The organism is Teichococcus aerophilus (assembly GCF_014490485.1).
GTDB lineage: Bacteria > Pseudomonadota > Alphaproteobacteria > Acetobacterales > Acetobacteraceae > Pseudoroseomonas > Pseudoroseomonas aerophila.
This window is the reverse complement of the sequence record NZ_JACTVA010000051.1, coordinates 1-17,753: the sequence shown is the minus strand read 5'-3', so window position 1 is coordinate 17,753 and position 17,753 is coordinate 1. Positions and strand designations below refer to the sequence as shown.

18 protein-coding genes are annotated in these 17,753 nt (G+C 69.6%); 11 read left to right on the top strand and 7 right to left on the bottom strand.

The window, feature by feature from the left end; all coding sequences use genetic code 11:
* Positions 1 to 273: 273 nt before the first annotated feature.
* Positions 274 to 840, top strand: coding sequence for a hypothetical protein (locus IBL26_RS20860; protein ID WP_187786448.1), 567 nt, complete (start codon positions 274 to 276; stop codon positions 838 to 840).
* A 149-nt stretch (positions 841 to 989) separates the two neighbouring features.
* Here the strand turns inward: IBL26_RS20860 and IBL26_RS20855 are convergent, their stop codons facing one another.
* Genes IBL26_RS20855 through IBL26_RS20845 form a run of 3 tightly spaced genes read right to left on the bottom strand, consistent with a single transcriptional unit; the run spans position 990 to position 3,432 of the window.
* Complete coding sequence (locus IBL26_RS20855) at positions 990 to 1,478, bottom strand: CinA family protein (RefSeq protein ID WP_194443673.1); 489 nt, start codon at positions 1,476 to 1,478, stop codon at positions 990 to 992.
* Complete coding sequence (locus tag IBL26_RS26010) at positions 1,475 to 1,786, bottom strand: putative quinol monooxygenase (protein ID WP_187786447.1); 312 nt, start codon at positions 1,784 to 1,786, stop codon at positions 1,475 to 1,477. Before IBL26_RS26010 ends, IBL26_RS20855 begins: the two co-directional genes overlap by 4 nt.
* 23 nt (positions 1,787 to 1,809) lie before the next feature.
* Positions 1,810 to 3,432, bottom strand: a complete 1,623-nt coding sequence (locus IBL26_RS20845; protein ID WP_187786446.1) for a GMC family oxidoreductase — start codon at positions 3,430 to 3,432, stop codon at positions 1,810 to 1,812.
* Between the two features lie 217 nt (positions 3,433 to 3,649).
* Between IBL26_RS20845 and IBL26_RS20840 the strand changes: the two genes are divergently transcribed.
* The 7 genes from IBL26_RS20840 (at position 3,650) to IBL26_RS20810 (ending at position 8,608) form a co-directional block, all read left to right on the top strand.
* Positions 3,650 to 4,369 (top strand): YoaK family protein, encoded by a 720-nt coding sequence (locus tag IBL26_RS20840; RefSeq protein WP_187786445.1) that lies wholly within the window; start codon positions 3,650 to 3,652, stop codon positions 4,367 to 4,369.
* Between the two features lie 82 nt (positions 4,370 to 4,451).
* Positions 4,452 to 4,922, top strand: a complete 471-nt coding sequence (gene rplM, locus IBL26_RS20835) for a 50S ribosomal protein L13 (RefSeq protein WP_187786444.1) — start codon at positions 4,452 to 4,454, stop codon at positions 4,920 to 4,922.
* 4 nt (positions 4,923 to 4,926) lie between these two features.
* Positions 4,927 to 5,421 carry a 30S ribosomal protein S9 gene (rpsI, locus tag IBL26_RS20830; RefSeq protein ID WP_187786443.1) on the top strand — a complete coding sequence of 165 codons (495 nt, stop codon included), beginning with the start codon at positions 4,927 to 4,929 and terminating at the stop codon, positions 5,419 to 5,421.
* Between the two features lie 192 nt (positions 5,422 to 5,613).
* Entirely contained in the window at positions 5,614 to 6,570 is a 957-nt protein-coding gene (gene argC / locus IBL26_RS20825) for an N-acetyl-gamma-glutamyl-phosphate reductase (RefSeq protein ID WP_187786442.1), read from the top strand.
* Between the two features lie 21 nt (positions 6,571 to 6,591).
* Positions 6,592 to 7,116: a gamma carbonic anhydrase family protein gene (locus tag IBL26_RS20820; protein WP_187786441.1), complete on the top strand. Its 525-nt coding sequence runs from the start codon at positions 6,592 to 6,594 to the stop codon at positions 7,114 to 7,116.
* Positions 7,113 to 7,643: a hypothetical protein gene (locus IBL26_RS20815; protein WP_187786440.1), complete on the top strand. Its 531-nt coding sequence runs from the start codon at positions 7,113 to 7,115 to the stop codon at positions 7,641 to 7,643. The genes IBL26_RS20820 and IBL26_RS20815 overlap by 4 nt, the downstream gene beginning before the upstream one ends.
* 380 nt (positions 7,644 to 8,023) lie before the next feature.
* The gene (locus IBL26_RS20810; RefSeq protein WP_187786439.1) at positions 8,024 to 8,608 is read left to right on the top strand and encodes a hypothetical protein; all 585 of its coding nucleotides are present in this window, start codon (positions 8,024 to 8,026) and stop codon (positions 8,606 to 8,608) included.
* Positions 8,609 to 8,924: 316 nt separating this feature from the next.
* Here IBL26_RS20810 and IBL26_RS20805 read toward each other — a convergent pair whose 3' ends face one another.
* The 4 genes from IBL26_RS20805 to pdxY all read right to left on the bottom strand — a co-directional run bounded on the left by IBL26_RS20805 (position 8,925) and on the right by pdxY (position 14,931).
* Entirely contained in the window at positions 8,925 to 9,902 is a 978-nt protein-coding gene (locus IBL26_RS20805; protein WP_187786438.1) for a Bug family tripartite tricarboxylate transporter substrate binding protein, read from the bottom strand.
* Between the two features lie 279 nt (positions 9,903 to 10,181).
* Complete coding sequence (locus IBL26_RS20800) at positions 10,182 to 11,780, bottom strand: ABC transporter substrate-binding protein (RefSeq protein WP_187786437.1); 1,599 nt, start codon at positions 11,778 to 11,780, stop codon at positions 10,182 to 10,184.
* Between the two features lie 100 nt (positions 11,781 to 11,880).
* Positions 11,881 to 13,851, bottom strand: a complete 1,971-nt coding sequence (locus IBL26_RS20795; protein ID WP_187786436.1) for a methyl-accepting chemotaxis protein — start codon at positions 13,849 to 13,851, stop codon at positions 11,881 to 11,883.
* A 231-nt stretch (positions 13,852 to 14,082) separates the two neighbouring features.
* The gene (pdxY, locus tag IBL26_RS20790) at positions 14,083 to 14,931 is read right to left on the bottom strand and encodes a pyridoxal kinase PdxY (RefSeq protein WP_187786435.1); all 849 of its coding nucleotides are present in this window, start codon (positions 14,929 to 14,931) and stop codon (positions 14,083 to 14,085) included.
* A 289-nt stretch (positions 14,932 to 15,220) separates the two neighbouring features.
* Between pdxY and rpmE the strand changes: the two genes are divergently transcribed.
* The 3 genes from rpmE to IBL26_RS20775 all read left to right on the top strand — a co-directional run.
* A complete protein-coding gene (gene rpmE, locus IBL26_RS20785; RefSeq protein WP_187786434.1) occupies positions 15,221 to 15,451 on the top strand; it encodes a 50S ribosomal protein L31 in 231 nt (76 codons plus the stop codon).
* 239 nt (positions 15,452 to 15,690) lie between these two features.
* Positions 15,691 to 16,179 (top strand): Hsp20 family protein, encoded by a 489-nt coding sequence (locus tag IBL26_RS20780; RefSeq protein ID WP_187786433.1) that lies wholly within the window; start codon positions 15,691 to 15,693, stop codon positions 16,177 to 16,179.
* Positions 16,180 to 16,522: 343 nt separating this feature from the next.
* The coding region (locus tag IBL26_RS20775) for a DEAD/DEAH box helicase (protein WP_187786432.1) at positions 16,523 to 17,753 on the top strand (1,231 nt) is incomplete at its 3' end.

Genomic DNA, 17,753 nt, shown 5'->3' with positions numbered 1-17,753 from the left:
TTTTAATAATGGGCCACGCGGGCTGAACCCTCAGTCGCCGGAGGTCCAAGACCTCCGGCGCACCCAGCCGTCACTCAAGACCACCTCATCAACACCCACACCTGCAAAAACTCGAAAAAGGAAAAGAAGGGGTCCGGGGAATTCTTTCCCCGGCCTTTCCTTCTCGAAGCCCACCCCGGCCCCGAAGCCCGAATGACGTTCCAGCCACGGTACAGACTTGCGTGAAGCGTCCGGCGCGGTTTCGATGGAGCGGACATAGAGGGGACCTGATCCATGCGGCATGCCTTTCCGGCGCCTTTCCTGCTGGCGGCGCTGTGCTGCATGCCGGCCCTGGCGCAGCCCGCGCCGCAGGCACCCCGGGATCTGCGGCCCACGCGGGATGTCACGGTCACCTACGCCCTGAATGGCGGCGCCGATGTGTATATGAGCCAGAGCTGGGACGCGCGCGGCAAGCGGCTGCGCATGACCACCGCCGGCGAGCCCGGCTGGATGTTGATCGATTTCGGCCGCAGCAAGGCCTACATGGTCGTGGACCGCACCCGCCGTTTCATCACCCAGCCAGAGCGTTCCGCCACGCCGGACCCGCTGAGCCTGCCGCCAGATGCGCGGCTGACGCGGGTGGGCAATGGGCGCGTGGCCAACCAGCCTTGCACGGACTGGCGAGTGGATAGCGTGCAGCTGGCCGCCACGCTGTGCATCACCGCCGACAACGTCATGGTCCGAATGGTCCAGCAGCGTACGGATGGAGAGGCTCGTCTGGAAGCGCGCAGCGTCTCCTTCGCCCCGGCCGACCCGGCGCGCTTCCGTGTGCCAGACGGTTATCGCGAGGTAACGCGCTAGAGCATGATGCGTCCACGCACCGTGCTGTCAGCGCGTGTTCGATCGCGTGCTCCAGGCCCGCCGTTGATTCCACCTCAAGCCATCACGCGCCAGGAATTGCTGGCAGCCGCGCCGGTGGAGGCCGGCGCGGCATGCCGCCACGCCTGGCTTCAGCCCAGCGCTTCTTCCAGCAGTTCCAGCGCGGCGGTGGCGAAGGTTTCCATGTTGGCGGCACGGTCGGCGGAGGCTGTTTCCAGCGTCCGCTGCCTGGCGTCCGGCCCCGCCACGGCCAGGCACGCATGGCCGGCGGCATCGCCATAGCGGTTGCCGGTCGGCCCGGTCGCGCCGGTTTCCGCCAGGCCCCAATCGGCGCCCAGGCGTTGCCGCACACGCTCCGCCAGCAGGGCGGCATAGGCCTCGGTGGAAGGGCGCAGCCCCGCCATGTCCTCGGCCGTGATGCAAAGCAGCGCCTGGCGCGCGGCGGCGGTGTAGATGACGCCGCCGCCGAGGAAATAGGCCGAGGCCCCCGGCACCCGCAGCAGCCGCGACGCCACCAGCCCGCCGGCCGAGGATTCAGCCACCGCCACGGTTTGCCCGCGCGCGATCAACCGGGTGGCGACGCGCGCCGCCAGGGCATCGGGCACGCCGGTGTCGGTCAAGCCGTTGGGCTCAGCACATGGATGGCGCGGCTGGCGACCATGGGGCCGGACGCCTTGCCATAGGCCACCATGTGCGGCGCGGCGCCATGCGCGCGCAGGGCTTCCGCGCTCGCCCACTTCTCGACCACCATGAAGGCATCCTCGCCCAACGGGGCCTGCGGGCCGCCGAAGCCCGGCACGTCGATGACGGGGACGTATTCGATGCAGCCATCCTCGGCCAGCACGGCGGGCATGTTGGCGCGGAACAGCTTCAGCACGTCCTCCCGCTGGCCGGGCTTGGCGGTGATGATGGCGATGACATGGATCACAGGCGCATTCCTCTGGGGTTCGGTCACGCCGCCTGCCGGGCGTGGGCGGCGCCGCGCACCAGATCGGCGGCTTTCTCGCCGATCATGATGCAGGCGGCATTGGTGTTGCCGGATACGACGGTCGGCATGATGGACGCATCTGCCACCCGCAGGCCATCGATGCCGTTGACCCGCAGCTGGGGGTCGACCACCGCGCCGGCGTCGCCGCCCATGCGGCAGGTGCTGCTGGGGTGGAAGATGGTGGTGCCGGCGCGGCGCAGGTGGCCCAGCAGTGCCTCGTCGCCCTCGCAGGCGGCGCCGGGCAGGTATTCCTCGGCGATCCACTCGCTCAGCGCCTGGGTGGCGGCGACGCGGCGGATTAGCTTCAGGCCCTCGATCATGCAGCGCCGGTCGCCCTCGGTGGAGAGGTAGTTGGCGCGGATGGTGGCGGGCAGGGCAGGGTCGGCGCCGGGCAGGGTGATGCTGCCGCGGCTTTCCGGCCGCAGCTGGCAGACGCTGATGGTAAAGCCTGAGAAGGCATGCAGCCCGCCGCCCGGCTTGTCCGCCGAGAAGGGGATGAAGTGGAACTGGATGTCGGGTGAAGCACTTTCCGGCAGCACCCTGGCGAACAGCCCGGCGACGCCGGCGCTGATGGTCAGCGGCCCGGTGCGGTTGAAGGCGAATTGCGCACCGATGCCGAGCCGTCCGAGCAGGCTGGACATATGGTCGTTCAACGTGACGCGGCGGGAACAGCGGAACACCATCCGCGCCTGGAAATGGTCCTGCAGGTTGCGCCCGACATCCGGCAGGTCATGCACGGGGGTGATGCCCAGGGCGCTGAGTTCCTCCGCCGGGCCGATGCCGGAGAGCAGCAGCAGGCGGGGGGAGGCGATGGCGCCGCCGCAGAGAATCACCTCCCGCCGCGCGCGGATGGCGTGGCGCACCGGGCCCTGGCGGACATACACCCCGGCGGCGCGCTTTCCCTCTATCAGCAACTGCTCGGCCGCTGTGTGGGTGACGATGGTGAGGTTCTTTCGCCCGCGCGCCGGCTTCAGGTAGGCAGTGGCGGCGCTGCATCGCCAGCCGCCACGCGCCGTCACCTGGAAGGGGCCGACGCCTTCCTGGCTGGCGCCGTTGAAGTCGTCGTTGCGCGGCAGGCCGATTTCCTGTCCGGCGGCGATGAAGGCCTCGGTCAGCGGGCTCTTCATGCCGAGGTCACTGACCGCCAGGGGGCCGCCGGCGCCGTGCCACTCGTTGCGGCCGCGCTGCTGGTCCTCCGCCCGGCGGAAATAGGGCAGCACGTCGGCGGCGGACCAGCCGGTGCAGCCCAGCTGGCGCCAGTGGTCGAAATCCTCATGCTGCCCACGCACGTAGAGCAACCCGTTGATGGCGGAGGAGCCGCCCAGCACCTTGCCGCGCGGCCAGGTGATGCGGCGCCCTTCCAGCTCCGGCTCCGGCTCCGTCGTCAGGTTCCAGGACAGGGTAGGGTGGTACATGGTCTTGGCGTAGCCGATCGGCACGTGCAGCCAGGGGTTCCGCGCCGGCCCGCCGGCTTCCAGCAGCACCACGTGCACCGCCGGGTCTTCCGAAAGCCGCGCCGCCAGGGCGCAACCGGCGGAACCGGCGCCGACGACCACGTAATCCGCGTTTTCGGGCAGGCTGCTCATGGCCTGGGCGTCCTCCGCACTTCTTGTCGTTGCGGAAAGCCTACGCCCGGCTTCGGCCGCCGCCTAGAGCGTGATCGGTCTGGGGCGACCCCGACTGAAAGGGCAATTCAGACAGTCGGACAGCCAGCCACTTGGGGCGCGCCCCGCCGGCATGCACGGGCTTAACCCGGGCCATGCGCGGGTCTATCCTGGCTGGCCTGGGGCGGAGGGCTCGATCATGCTGGTCCATCACGGGGAGTCGCGCAGCCTGCAGGCGGACCGCCACCTGGCGTGGTCCCTGGCCGGCATCGCGGGCGGGCTGAACGCGGCTGGGTTCTATGCCGTCGGCCTCTATTCCTCGAACATGACCGGCAATGTCTCCGCTCTGGCGGACCATGGGGCGCTGGGGGATTTCGGGCCCGGGCTGTTGTTCCTGGCCATCGTCCTGACCTTCATCGGCGGCGCCATAGTCTCCACCCTGCTGATCAATGCCGGGCGGCGGCGGGCGCGGGCCGGCATCTACGCCTTCAGCATCCTGGCCGAGGCGGTGCTGCTGGCCGCGCTGGCGGCGGTGGATCTCTGGCTGGGGGTGGGCAGGGGCGCGCTGCTGGTGTTCGGCCTCAGCTTCCTGATGGGGTTGCAGAACGCGGTGGTCACGCGGCTGTCCAACGCCCGGGTCCGCACGACGCACGTGACCGGCATGGTCACGGACATCGGCATCGAGCTGGGCAACCTGGCGGACAACGCCTGGCACCGGGGCCGCCAGCATGTCTCCGACTTCAACAGGGAAAAGCTGGTGCTGCATGGGCAGACGGTGCTGTCTTTCCTGGGGGGCGGCGTACTGGGGGTGCTGGGCTACCGGGCCATGGGCGGCTGGCTGCTGTTCATCGGCGCGGGGCTGTTGCTGGCCCTGGCGATTCCGGCACTTCTGGCCACGCGGCGACATGCGGTATCATGATACCACAAAGTTTTCCTTGACCCTCCCGGCCGCATTGGCCATAAGCCGGCCTCTCTTTCCGTACCAGGATTAGTCGAAGCTTATGCTGCAAACGCAGACCCGCTCGCTGAAGCCGGCGGAGGTCAAGAAGGACTGGGTGCTTATCGATGCGGAGGGCCTGGTGCTCGGCCGTCTCGCGGCACTCGTGGCCACTCGCCTCCGCGGTAAGCACAAGCCGCAGTTCACCCCGCATGTCGATTGCGGCGACCACGTTGTCATCGTCAACGCCCGCAAGGTGCGCGTGACCGGCAACAAGGCCGAACAGTCCGTGTTCTACTGGCACACCGGCTACCCCGGTGGCATCAAGGAGCGCACGGTGCGTGAGCGGCTGGAAAGCCGCTTCCCCGAGCGCGTCATTGAGAAGGCCGTGGAGCGCATGATCACGCGCGGCCCGCTCGGCCGTAAGCAGATGAAGAACCTGCACGTGTATGCTGGTGCCGAGCACCCGCATGCCGGCGCGCAGCCTTCCTCGCTGGACGTCGCTGCCCTCAACCGCAAGAACAAGGTGGGCTGAGGCCATGAGCGAGCAGACGACCGCCACCTCCCTGTCCGAGCTGAAGACCCTTGTCGCCGGTACCCCGGCCGCGGGTATCGAGTCGGCTCCGCGTGAGCCGAAGAAGGATCAGTTCGGCCGTTCCTACGGCACGGGCCGCCGCAAGAACGCCATCGCCCGCGTGTGGGTGAAGCCGGGCAAGGGCGAGATCCTCATCAACGGCAAGAAGCAGGGCCAGTATTTCGCCCGCCCCGTGCTGCGGATGCTGATCGCCCAGCCCTTCCTGGTGGCCGACCGCTACCAGCAGTTCGACGTGTACTGCACGGTCACCGGTGGTGGCCTGTCCGGCCAGGCCGGCGCCGTGCGTCACGGCCTGTCCCGCGCCCTGGTGAACTTTGAGCCGGGTCTGCGTGGCATTCTGAAGAAGGCCGGCTTCCTGACGCGCGACCCCCGCGTGGTCGAGCGGAAGAAGTACGGCAAGGCGAAGGCACGACGCTCCTTCCAGTTCAGCAAGCGCTGACGCTGGGCGGGCCGGCGTACGCGCCGGCCTGTGCCAACAGGCTGTTTCATCGGAAAGGGCGGGTCCGCAAGGACCCGCCCTTTCTGTTTTGGGCCGGATCACGTTTCGGGCCGGGTCACAGGCAGGCCGCAGGCGGTAGGCGTGAAACCGGTTCACGGTTAGGCTAAGCTACGACCCCGACAGGAGGGCCAGATGGCCAAGGGCGCGATTCCCACGATCTTCATCGACGGCGAGGCCGGCACCACCGGGCTCGGCATCCGCGAACGGCTGGAAGCCATTTCCGGCCTCGCCCTGCGCTCGATCGCGCCGGAGCGCCGCAAGGACCCCGAGGCCAAGCGCGCCCTGATGGCCGAGGTCGATCTGGTCGTGCTGTGCCTGCCGGACGCCGCCTCCAAGGAGAGCGCGGCGATGGCCGCCGGCCTGGGCGCTGACGCGCCGAAGCTGCTGGATGCCTCCACCGCGCACCGGGTGCATCCGGACTGGGCCTATGGCGTGCCGGAACTGGCGCCGGGCCAGGCCGAGATCATCGCCAAGGCCGCCAAGGTGGCCAACCCGGGCTGCTACCCCACTGGCGGCATCCTGCTGCTGCGCCCGCTGGTCGAGGCCGGGCTGCTGCCGGCGGACTACCCGGTCACCGTCAACGCGGTCTCCGGCTACTCCGGCGGCGGCAAGGCGATGATCGAGACCTTCGAGGGTGGCGAGCACCCGGCCTTCGAGCTCTACGGCCTGGGGCTGGAGCATAAGCATGTGCCGGAGTTGCAGACCTATTCCAGGCTGACGCGCCGGCCGATCTTCGTGCCCAGCGTGGGGGACTACCGGCAGGGCATGCTGGTCTCCATCCCGCTGCACCTGGACCTGCTGACCGGCACCCCGGCGCCCGAGGCGCTGCACGAGGCGCTGGCCGCCTACTACGCCGGCTCCGAGTTCGTGAAGGTGCTGCCGCCGACGACGGATGCCAAGCTGGAGCCGGAAGCGCTGAACGACACCAACGGGCTGGAGCTGCGCGTCTACGGCAATGCCGCGCGCGGGCAGGCGGTGCTGGTGGCGCGGCTGGATAATCTGGGCAAGGGTGCCTCCGGCGCCGCCGTGCAGAATATCGGGCTGATGCTGGGGGTGGATGTCTCCGCCCGCCTGGCCGAAACCGTCTGAACCGAAGGGACCGACCGCCGCATGCCCCCGCTCTACCCGTTCGAGGGCAAGCTGCCCGCCATTGACCCCACCGCCTTCGTGGCCCCCACGGCGGCGGTGATCGGCGATGTCGAGGTCGGTCCCGATTCCAGCATCTGGTATAATTGCGTGCTGCGGGGGGATACGTTTCCCATCCGTGTTGGCGCCCGCAGCAACATCCAGGACGGGACCATCGTGCATGTGGCGCGCGGCAGTCTGCCGGCGCTGATTGGCGATGACGTGACTGTCGGCCATGCCTGCATCATCCATGCCTGCACCCTGAAGAACCACGCCGTCGTCGGCATGGGGGCGACCGTGCTGGACGGCGCCGTCATCGAGGAAGGCGGCATGCTGGGCGCCGGCGGTTTGCTGACGCCCGGAAAACGGATCGGCCCCGGCGAGTTATGGCTGGGATCCCCCGCGCGCCTGGTGCGGGTGATGAGCGCGGAGGAGCAAGCAGGATGGAAGCGCAACGCCGAACATTATGCCGGCCTGGGCCGGCGGCACCGGGACTCGCTGGCCGGATGAGGCGTGGCACCGCCGCCCTGGCCGTGGCTTTGCTGACGGCCCTGGCCGCCTGCGGCACGGCCCAGCCGCCGCCCACCGCGCTGAACGCCGCCGCCACCAGGCTGGATGCGGACCCGGTGCGCGCTGCCATCCGCGGGGCCGCCGACACCTTCGCCTACCCCGAAAGCGTGCAGAACCGGCCGCAGGAGGCCGCGATCGCCGTGGCGCAGCTGGAGTTCATCGCCGTCGAGATCATGGCGGGGCGCACCAGCATCAATTTCTCCGGCATTGTTGGCCCCGCGCTGCAAAGCGGGCGGTTCGAGGTGCGGGACTACCTGGGCATCGCGCAGGACGCGCCGTCCCAGCCGGTAATCGACTCGCTGCTGGCGACGCCGCCGGCGCTGGGCAACACCGCGATTTTCACCGCCGGGCCAGCGGAGACGATGCGCCGCCTGGCAGCCCTGCCGCGACTGGCGCAGGCCAACAGCGCCACGGCCATTGCGCGGCAGCAAATGGAGTTCGGGCCGCCGGAGTTTCCCGACCTCTAAGCATGGCTCGTTGAGAGGGGTGCCGCTCCTCTCAAACTTTCCCCGCCAAGGGCCTTCGGAAACCCATTTCCAGGGTTCTTCGGTTGGGGAGCTTAAGTCTGGCTGCAGCAAGAGACCCATCCTGGCGGAGCCTGCTGAATCGTGAGTGCAGGGGATCGTATCCCCTGCCAGGGGAGTTCGAGGAGGCAGCGCCCTCGCGTCTCGACATCGGCCAGACGATGTCCGGTTTCTTCCTGCGAACGCTGGTAAGAAGCGCATTCGTGACCACTCCCCACCTATCAACTGAGACCGATCACGCAGCACGGGCTGTGCGGCGACCGCGCCTTGGGCGATCATGCGGCGAACGCCGTCGCGCCCTTCTGACCGGAGCTTCCGCCCCCATGCGCCCGATCCTGCTGCCTGCCGTACTTCTTTCCGCCGTGCTGATGGCGGGCTGCGCGGAGCTGCGTGCGCCGCGCGTTGCCCAGCCCGTGCCGCTGGCGCTGCTGCCGGTAGGGCAGGACCCGGTGCGGGCGGGGATCGAGATGGCCGCCGCCGATTTCAGCAACCAGGGTGTCGGCCTGCGCGGCAAGCCGGCCGAAACCGCCCGCGCCATCGCCCGTCTGGAGTGGCTGACGGCCGTGGTCTCCACCGACCCGCGCTACCGCGCGCTGCCGATCGGCCTGGGCATGGCGTTGCGGGCCTCCGTGGTGGAAACGCGGGAGGCGCTGGGCATGGTGGCGGATACGCCGCCGGCCCTGGCCACCAGCAGCCTGACCAACATTGCCGCGGCGCTGGATGCCGGCACCACACCAGTGGTCCCGGCTGATATCTTCCCGGCAGGGGCGGAGCGTACCCTGCAGCGCCTGACCGCGCCCGAGCCCTTCCCGCAATCCGGCATCGCCACTGGCCGCCTGGCGGATACGGTGGCCGAGCTGGACCGCTCCGGCGGCTGGAATCCCGGCGCGGGCGACCCCCGGCTCTGAGGCCGGCCGCTCCGGACTGAGCAGGCGGAAGCGCGATCATGCGGCCAGACAAAGGCCGAAGGCCTATGGTCCGGCGGGCCATCTTGCCTGGATGGCTTGGGCACAGGGTCGAGGCCGGCCGGGCATTTCTGCCGGCCGGCTGGTGAACAGCAAGGCCGCAAGGGCCGATGCAGTCGAAAGTCGCCCGTGTGTGTCCGCCGCAGACGGCGTCCGCTTGGCTCGCGTCGCCGGTTGCCTGGTCCCGGCGACGATCCTTTCTTCAGACTGTCGCTGACCGCACGGAACCACTGGCGGCTTGAGCCTGGAGCGATCCCGCTCAATCCGCCGTGGCGCCGCTGGCGCGGACCAACGGCACCCACAGCGCCAGTTCCGATTGCATGAAGCGGGCGAAATCGGCCGGGCTGCCCTGCTCGATCGGCGGCAGTTCCATCTCCCGCAGCTTGCGCGCGGTCTCCGGCTCCATCACCGCCTGCCGGACCGCCGCGTTCATGCGGGTGACGATGGGCTCCGGCGTGCCGGCCGGGGCGAAGACGCCGAACCAGGAATAGGCCTTGTAGTCCGGCAGCCCGGCCTCCCGCGCGGTCGGCACCTGCGGCATCAGCACGGAATGCTCGTCCGTGGCGATGGCCAGGCAACGCAGCGCGCCGCTGTTGTGGTGCTGGGCGATCAGCGCCGGCGTGTCGAACCCCATGGCCACCTGGCCGGCCAGCAGGTCGTTCAGCATCGGCGCGCTGCCGCGATAGGGCACGTGCTCGGCCGTGCTGCCGATGGTGTTGAGGAAGCTGACGGCGGCGATATGCGCCGAGCCGCCGGCCCCACCGGTGCCATAGCTGTACTTGCCCGGGTTGGCCTTCAGCAGCGCCACCAGCTCCGCCAGCGTGCTGACATTGAGGGAGGGATGCACGGTGATGCAGATCGGCACCAGCACCGTCGGCGCCACGGCGACGAAATCCTTCACCGGGTCGTAGGGCAGCCGCTCCCGGTACAGGCCGACCGCCAACACGTGGCTGGAGATGGTACCCATCAGGAATACGCTGCCATCGGCCGGGGACTTGGCCACGGCATCCGAGCCCAGCGTGCCGCCGGCACCTGCCCGGTTCTCGATGACGACGGACTGGCCCAGGACCTTTTGCATGCCCGGCGCGATCATCCGGGCGGAGACATCGGTGCTGCCGCCAGCGGCGAAGGGCACCACCATCCGCACCGGGCGGTTCGGCCAGTCCTGCGCGGCAGCGATGTTGGGCAGGGCGAGGGCGGCCGGCAGGGCCAGCGCGGCGCGGCGGGTGAGCGTCATGGTCGTTCCGATCAGAAGGCGTCTGCCGGGATGCTGCGGCGCATGGCGGCGCGGGTCAAACCCCGCAGCTTCCCGGCGCGGGGCGGAAAATACGCGCGGCCGTCGTCGCCTGTGCAAACAACAGGCTACGGCCGGCGAGCTGCCGCTTTCGACGGCGATCCGCAGCCAGGACCTGATGGCTGAGGGGCGGTTGGGGCCGGGGGCATGGCGCGCACCATGCCCCTTGGCCTTCACCAGGCGCGCCCGCGCCTGGCCGTCATGGCCGTCGGCGGCGGCGCTTCAGCCGCGGCGGACGTTCAGCGGCAGCGGGATGCCCTTGCGGATATCCGTCAGCCCCTTCTTGTAGGCGCTGTCCACGAAGTACTGGCCGAGCGGGATGTAGGGCACGTCCTGGAAGGCCTGGGTCTGGATGTCGCGCGCGATGCGCTTCTGCGTCTCAAGGTCCGGCGCGTCGAAATAGGCGTCACGCAGTTCTTCCAGCTTCGGCGAATCCGGCCAGCCGAACCAGGCATTGGCCCCGTTGGCGCGCAGCAGAAGGTGGCCGGCCGGGGTGCTGAACTCCATGCCGCTGAACAGCGCGATCAGCGCGTTCCAGCCGCCCTGGTTCGGCGGGTTCTTGTTCTGGCGGCGCTGCAACAGCGTGCCCCAGTCGGAGGTCGCGTCCTCCACCTTGAAGCCGACCTTCTGCAGCACGTCGACGCCGACGGACATCAGCGCATTCTGGTTGGACACGTCGGTGGCGTGCAGCGCGACCACCGGCATGTTGCCCTTGCCAGCGGCGGCGATGGCGGACTTGGCGGCATTGATGTCGCGCGGGCTGCTCAGGGCCTCCAGCGCCGCATCGTTCACCAACGGGCTACCGGAGGGGAAGAAGCCGATATTGTCCCGCCACAACTTGCGGTCGTCGCCGGAGACGGCGGCCATGAAGTCGGATTGCTGGATCGCCTTCAGCAGCGCGCGGCGCACCGCCGGGTCATCGAAGGGCGGCTGCAAGTGGTTCAGCCGCAGGTTGGCCAGGGTGCCGCTGCTGTCGATCAGGTCCAGCACCACGTCCCGCGCCCGCACCAGCAGGGGCCGCAGGTCAGAGGGCACGACTTCCCACCAATCCACCTCGCCCGCCTGCATGGCGGCGGCGGAGGTGGCGGGGTCGGGGATGACCTTCCACTCCATCCGCTCGAAATGCGCCAGCTTCGGGCCGGCGATCATGCTGACCTTGCCCACCGGCGTCGGCACATACTTGTCGTAGCGGCGATAGACGATCTGCGAGCCGGAGACCCGCTCATTCGCCACCATCTGGTAGGGGCCGGACCCGACGACTTCGGTGAACGGCTTGGTCGGGTCGACGTTGGCGAAACGCTCAGGGTAGATAAAGCAGGGGTAGGAGGACGCCTTGCCCAGCGCGTCCAGCATCAGGCCGAAGGGACGCTTCAGGCGGATCTCGAAGCGCCGGTCGTCCAGCGCGCGGATTTCCTCCACGCGCGGCGCCAGGGTCTGGCCATGGGTGTCCCGCGGCATCCAGCGCTTGATGGAGGCCACGGCATCCACCGCGCGGATCTTCTCGCCATCATGGAAGGTGGGACCATCGCGCAGGGTGAAGATCCAGCGCTTGCCGTCATCCTCGACCGTGTGACCTTCGGCCAGCTGCGGCTGGGGGATGAAGTTCTCGTCCACGCCGTACAGCGTGTCCCAGCACATGTGGCCGTGGTTGCGGGTGGGGTAGGCGGTGGTCCCCAACGGGTCCAGCACCGTCACATCCGCCTGCGGGATAAAGCGCAGTGTGTGGGCGGCCGCGCCTTGTGCCAGCGCCGGGCGGGCGAAGGAGAACCCGGACACGGCCGGCAAGGCCGCGGCCCCGGCGATAAAATGACGCCTCTTCATCGTAATTCTCCTCATTCCACAAAACGGCTTATTGACCGCTCAATGACACCATGGGGAGAAAACTGCCAGACGCCGAGACAGAAAATCCAGTGAAGCCGGATCAGGCCGCCCGCAGGTTGCCCAGAAGCCCCTTCAGCGACTGCCGCAAGGTACCGCCCTGCGCCGCCAGTTCATTGCCCAGCTCATGCAACCCGGCGGCGGCCTTGGTAGCCTCGGCGGTGGCGTGGCTGACCGCCTGAACCTCCGCCGTCACGCGGTCGGTGCCCGCCGCGGCTTCCTGCACGTTGCGGGCGATCTCCCGCGTCGCGGCGCCCTGCTGCTCCACCGCCGCGGCGATGCTGCCGGAGATGTGGTCCACCTCGGCAATGACGCTGGCGATGCCGTCGATGGCTTCCGCCGCTTCCCGCGCCGCGCCCTGCATGGCGGCGATCTGGCTACCGATCTCCTCCGTCGCCTTGGCGGTCTGGCTGGCCAGGGACTTCACCTCGCTGGCCACGACCGCGAAACCCTTGCCGGCCTCGCCGGCCCGCGCCGCCTCGATCGTCGCGTTCAACGCCAGCAGGTTGGTCTGGCCGGCAATGTCGCCGATCAGCCGCACCACGTCGCCGATGCGCTGGGAACTGTCGGAGAGGCCCTGCACCGTGGTGTCGGCGGCCTTGCTGCGTTCCAGCGCCCGCCGCGCCACGCTGGCGGCATCGGCCACCTGGCGGGTGATCTCGGCGATGGCGGCGGAGAGCTGCTCGGCCGCCGCCGCCACGGTCTGCACGTTGCCGGAGGCTTCCAGCGCCCCCTGCGCCGCACCCTGGCCGCGATCCCCCACCGTGGCGATGCTGCCCACCAGCGTCTGCGCCCGGTTCCGCAGCAGGGATGCGCTCTGCGCCAGTTCCTCGCCCACCGCGCCGATGGAGCGTTCCACCTGGCCGGCCAGGGCCAGGGTGGCCTCCTGCTGCTCCCGCTCCGCCGCCGCGCGGCTATCGGCCTGGGCGGCGCGCAGGTTCTCGGCTTCCACCGTGCCCTGGCGAAGCACCTCCATCGCCTGCGCCACCTCGCCAATCTCGTCGCGCCGGGCGCGGCCGGGCACGTCCACCGTGTTGCGGCCGCCGGCCAGGGCCTGGGCGGCGCGGGCCAGCGCCTGCAGCGGCCGGGCCAGCCGGTCCGCCAGCAGCCAGCCCGCCAGCAACGCCAAAGCTGCCGCCGCCAGCGCGGCCAGCAGCGCATCCCGGTCCGCCGCGTCGGCCATGGCGGCGCGGTCCTCGACATCGATGCCGATCTCGATCACGCCCATCACCTGGCCATCGACGCCGCGCAGCGGTTCCGCCGCCACGATGGCGCGGCGGTTGCCGATCGACGCCTCGGCCTGGAAGGCGCCGCGAAGGGCGCCCGCCAGCGTGGCGGATGGCAACAGGGGGCGGCCCTGCTGGGTGGAACCGATGGAAGCCAGCGACTCGCCACGCTGCTGGAAGAAGGTGACCTCGGCGGAGCTGGCATCCTTCACCCGCGCCGCCAGCGAGTCGCCGATGGCCAGGCCCAGGTCGATCACCGCGCCCACGGTGCCGTCCGGCCGCAGGATCGGCGCACCGGCGAAGGCGCTGATATTGTCCCGCCCCGGCTCCAGCCCCGAGACGCCCTGGCGCGTGCGGTAGGTCTCGCGCACCGTGGTGCGGCGGCTGGCGTATTCGTCGCCACGCGAGGCGGGGTCGTGCGACCGCAGCAGCACCACGCCGGGCGCGACGGAGGTGGTGAGGATGATGCGGCCGAACTGGCGCTTCATCGCCTCATAGGCCGCTGCCATCTGCGCCTGTAGCGCGGCGTGATCGCCCGCCAGAGCGGCGCCGGCCACCGGCGGCGAACTGGCCAGGACCAGGGCGAGGCTGGAGGCGAGGCGTTCCTCCTCCTCCAGCGCCGTATGGACAGCGGCGCGGCGCTGGCTGACCTCTCGTTCCGCTTCCTGCCGGGCCGCGCTGGCCCGCTGGGCGGCATTCAGCCCGTAGAGCAAGGCGGAGGCACCCAGGCTGGCGGCGAGGATGGCCACCGCAATCCGTGTCCGGACCGAATCCAGCGTTCGCGCCATGGCTTGTCTCCTCCAGCCTCACATGCCGATGCCGGTCATGCTGACGGGAAGAGATTGCTACTTCCTTGCCGCGCCGGGTTTTCGGCGGTGCCTCAGGGGCAATTCAGGCTTTTGCCGCTGATGGCGCGGCAGGGAATCCTCCTGCCTCGAAGGACGCGCCGCCGGCCACATGCAAGCCACCTTTGACCAGGTCGCCGACGAAGCCGGCGCGGAAAAGACCGCAGCAGTCCCTCAGCAGGCTTCGGGCAGGAACACCCGGCTCGGCGCCACGAATTCCTCCTGCGCCGCCACTGTCAGGATCTCCCGCGAGCCCGCTTCGGCCGTGCGCCGCAGCAGGCCGTAGATGGAGGACGCGGCGGCCGCGGCGGCGGCGGCCACCGAGCCGGTCTTCAGCCGGTGGAACAGGAACAGCGCTGCGATGGCATCGCCCGCCCCGTTCACCGAGAGCGGCAGCATCGGCGTGCGGACACGGTGGAACTCGCCACCCTCGGCCGCCAGCAGCTCGATCTGGTCCTCCGGCGTCTCCGCCACCTTCAGGGAGGTGACCAGCACGGCGCGTGGCCCCAGCGCCTGCAACGCGGCCACTGCCACCTTGGCCTCGGCCAGGGTGGTGACGGGCAGGCCGGTCAGGTTCTCCAGCTCGAACTGGTTGGGGGTGATCAGGTCGGCGGCGGGCACCGCGCGGTCCCGCATGTATTCCGGGATGCCAGGGCGGACGAACACGCCGCGCCCGACATCGCCGATCACCGGGTCGCAGCAATAGAGCGCCTTGGGGTTCGCCGCCTTCACCTTGGCCACGGCGGCCAGGATGGCCTCGCCGATCGCCGCATCGCCCATGTAGCCGGAGAGCACGGCATCGCAGCGGGGCAGGGCGCCACGGTCCTCGATGCCCTGCACCAGGTCGCTCACCAGATCGGCGCCGAAGACCTGGCCGCGCCAGGTGCCATAGCCGGTGTGGTTGGAGAACTGCACGGTGTTCACCGCCCAGACCTCGGCCCCCAGCCGCTGCAGCGGAAAGACGGCGGACGCATTGCCGACATGCCCGTAGGCGACCCAGGACTGGATGGAGAGGATGTTCATGCGGCGGCTCCTCGCGGCGGCGCTGGTGGCGATCGGGCCATCGCGCCGGTGAAGGTCTAGATCAGGATGGCGGCCGATAGAAGCGGGGGGCAGGGCGATATCTGCGGCCCGGAAGGTCGATTCGCACCGGGCGGGCTGGCGCCAGTGGCTGGAAAGGCGCCGGTCCTGGCCTGGCGGGGCCGCGAACAGGCCCTGGCTGTTGCGTTTCCGGGCCGGCGCGGGCTAGAAGCGGCGCTTCGTGCGGCCGGTCGGCATCGGCTGCTCCATTTTGTATTGGAACACCTGCGCCATGAAGCCCGATATCCACCCCGACTACCACGTCATCAACATCATCATGACGGACGGCACCACCTTCCAGACCAAGTCCTGCATGGGCAAGGAAGGCGACACCCTCCGCCTGGATATCGATCCGAAGTCTCACCCGGCCTGGACCGGCGTGCAGCGGGTCATGGACACGGGCGGCCAGATCGCCAAGTTCAACAAGCGTTTCGCTGGCATCGGCACCCGTACCAAGGGCTGAGCCCTCGATACGCCGATACGGCACCGCCGGGCCTCACCGCCCGGCACGCATCGACGAAAAAATGCGCCGCTCCCTTGAACGAGGGGGCGGCGTTTTTTATCTGTGGTCATGCCAGCGGCGCCCGGTTTTCGGGGTCGACGGCGTGGTTGGATGAACCAGGGGTCGCCCACATGGGGGCCCTTCAGGACACCCAGCTGCCCCAGCAACGGACCCTTGCTTTGATTGAGAAGGTTCTGATCATGACCAATTTCGACGCCACCCCCCTGTTCCGTTCCGCCATCGGCTTCGACCGCCTGTCCCGCCTTGTGGACAGCGCGCGCGCGGCGTCCGAGGGCCAGTCCTACCCGCCCTACAACATCGAGCGGACGGGCGAGGACTCCTACGTCCTGACCATGGCCGTCGCCGGCTTCGGCGAGGAAGATCTGGACATCACGGCGCAGGACAACGTCCTGACCGTCTCCGGCAAGGCCGCCCCGCAAGCGCCCGAGCAGGAGCGCCGCTACCTGCACCGTGGCATCGCCGGCCGTGCGTTCGAGCGCCGCTTCGTGCTGGCTGACCACATCCAGGTCCAGGGTGCGGACCTGACCAACGGCCTGCTGCACGTGTCGCTGAAGCGTGAGGTGCCGGAAGCGCTGAAGCCCCGCCGCATTGCCATCGGCAACGGCCCGGCCTCCCAGCGCCCGGCCATCGAGGGCCAGGCGACCGAGAGCCAGTCCATCGCCGCCTGATATCGGCGTGGCTGCGTGAGAAGCAGGGCCGGGGCGGTAACGCCCCGGCCCTTTTTCGTACCCACTGCGCCGCCGCACATGGCTGCCCATCGGGGCCTGTTGCGCCGCAACACTTGCAATACAGCCCGGTAACGCGCATATCCCGGCCGTCGGCGCGTTACAGGTGCCGGCAGAGCCTCTGTTCGCGTGAACGGCCATCGCCTGATCGATGGCCTGGAACAGAAGGCCCCGGGATTTCCCCTGGCCCTGTTATCATCGGTACGGCCCATCCACGCGGGGCGTTCCTCACCCGCCGCGCGGCGTGTCTGGAACGGCATGTGCGCGCCCTGTCTGGATGTTCTGAATGACCGACTTCGCTTCCCTCGGCCTCGCCGAGCCTATTCTCCGTGCCCTCGCCCAGGAAGGCTACACGACGCCGACGCCGATCCAGGCGCAGGCCATTCCGCACGTGCTGGCTGGCCGTGACCTGCTGGGCATCGCCCAGACCGGTACCGGCAAGACCGCCGCTTTCGCGCTGCCCATCCTGCACCACCTGGCCGACCGCAAGGCGCCGGCCCCGCGCGGCGGCTGCCGCGTGCTGATCCTCTCGCCGACGCGCGAGCTGGCCTCGCAGATCCATGACAACATCAAGTCCTATGGCCGCTTCCTCGGCTTGACCTCTGCCGTGGTGTTCGGCGGCGTCGGCGCCCGGCCGCAGGTGCAGGCGCTGCAGCGCGGCGTGGACATCCTGGTCGCCACCCCTGGCCGCCTGCAGGACCATGTGCAGACCGGCGCCGCCCGCCTGCAGGGCACGGAAGTGCTGGTGCTGGACGAGGCCGACCAGATGCTGGACCGCGGCTTCTGGCCGGCGGTGAAGCGCCTGTCCTCCGTCATGTCCAAGAACCGCCAGACGCTGTTCTTCTCCGCCACCATGCCCGTCGAGATCGCCAAGATCGCCGGCGAGATGCTGAAGGACCCGGCCAAGGTTTCCGTGACGCCGGTGGCCTCCACCGCCGAGCGGATCGAGCAGCGGCTGATCCATATCGACGCCAGCCAGAAGCGCGTGCTGCTGTCCGAGATGCTGCGCGCCCCCGGCATGGGCCGTGCGCTGGTCTTCGCCCGCACCAAGCATGGCGCGGACCGCGTGACCAAGCACCTGAACGCGGACGGCATCGCCGCCCATGCCATCCATGGCGACCGCAGCCAGGGCCAGCGTGAGCGCGCGCTGCAGGACTTCCGCAACGGCCGCGCCGCCATCCTGGTCGCGACTGACATCGCCAGCCGTGGCATCGACGTCGATGGCATCACGCATGTCTTCCAGTTCGACCTGCCGGACACCCCCGAGGCCTACGTCCACCGCATCGGCCGTACCGCCCGTGCGGGTGCTAGCGGCGAGGCCATCACCTTCTGCGCGCCGGACGAAGTGCTGAAGCTGAAGGCGGTTGAGAAGCTGATCGCCATGAAGATCCCGTCCGAGGACCGCCGCAGCGATGCGGGCCGGGCCGAGGCCGCCGCCGCCCAGCCGAAGCAGCAGCCGCAGCGCGGCCGCGGTGGGCGCCCGGGTGGCCATGCCGCCGGCCAGCGCCAGGGTGCGC

What these genes read in the sequence shown, in the direction of transcription:
- IBL26_RS20810 (WP_187786439.1), top strand. Translation starts at nt 8,024, where the DNA reads ATGCGCCCGATCCTGCTGCCTGCCGTACTTCTTTCCGCCGTGCTGATG.
- IBL26_RS20815 (WP_187786440.1), top strand. Translation starts at nt 7,113, where the DNA reads ATGAGGCGTGGCACCGCCGCCCTGGCCGTGGCTTTGCTGACGGCCCTG.
- IBL26_RS20860 (WP_187786448.1), top strand. Translation starts at nt 274, where the DNA reads ATGCGGCATGCCTTTCCGGCGCCTTTCCTGCTGGCGGCGCTGTGCTGC.
- IBL26_RS20820 (WP_187786441.1), top strand. Translation starts at nt 6,592, where the DNA reads ATGCCCCCGCTCTACCCGTTCGAGGGCAAGCTGCCCGCCATTGACCCC.
- pdxY (WP_187786435.1), bottom strand. Translation starts at nt 14,931, where the DNA reads ATGAACATCCTCTCCATCCAGTCCTGGGTCGCCTACGGGCATGTCGGC.
- IBL26_RS20795 (WP_187786436.1), bottom strand. Translation starts at nt 13,851, where the DNA reads ATGGCGCGAACGCTGGATTCGGTCCGGACACGGATTGCGGTGGCCATC.
- IBL26_RS20845 (WP_187786446.1), bottom strand. Translation starts at nt 3,432, where the DNA reads ATGAGCAGCCTGCCCGAAAACGCGGATTACGTGGTCGTCGGCGCCGGT.
- IBL26_RS20805 (WP_187786438.1), bottom strand. Translation starts at nt 9,902, where the DNA reads ATGACGCTCACCCGCCGCGCCGCGCTGGCCCTGCCGGCCGCCCTCGCC.
- rpsI (WP_187786443.1), top strand. Translation starts at nt 4,927, where the DNA reads ATGAGCGAGCAGACGACCGCCACCTCCCTGTCCGAGCTGAAGACCCTT.
- IBL26_RS20800 (WP_187786437.1), bottom strand. Translation starts at nt 11,780, where the DNA reads ATGAAGAGGCGTCATTTTATCGCCGGGGCCGCGGCCTTGCCGGCCGTG.
- rplM (WP_187786444.1), top strand. Translation starts at nt 4,452, where the DNA reads ATGCTGCAAACGCAGACCCGCTCGCTGAAGCCGGCGGAGGTCAAGAAG.
- IBL26_RS20840 (WP_187786445.1), top strand. Translation starts at nt 3,650, where the DNA reads ATGCTGGTCCATCACGGGGAGTCGCGCAGCCTGCAGGCGGACCGCCAC.
- IBL26_RS20780 (WP_187786433.1), top strand. Translation starts at nt 15,691, where the DNA reads ATGACCAATTTCGACGCCACCCCCCTGTTCCGTTCCGCCATCGGCTTC.
- rpmE (WP_187786434.1), top strand. Translation starts at nt 15,221, where the DNA reads ATGAAGCCCGATATCCACCCCGACTACCACGTCATCAACATCATCATG.
- argC (WP_187786442.1), top strand. Translation starts at nt 5,614, where the DNA reads ATGGCCAAGGGCGCGATTCCCACGATCTTCATCGACGGCGAGGCCGGC.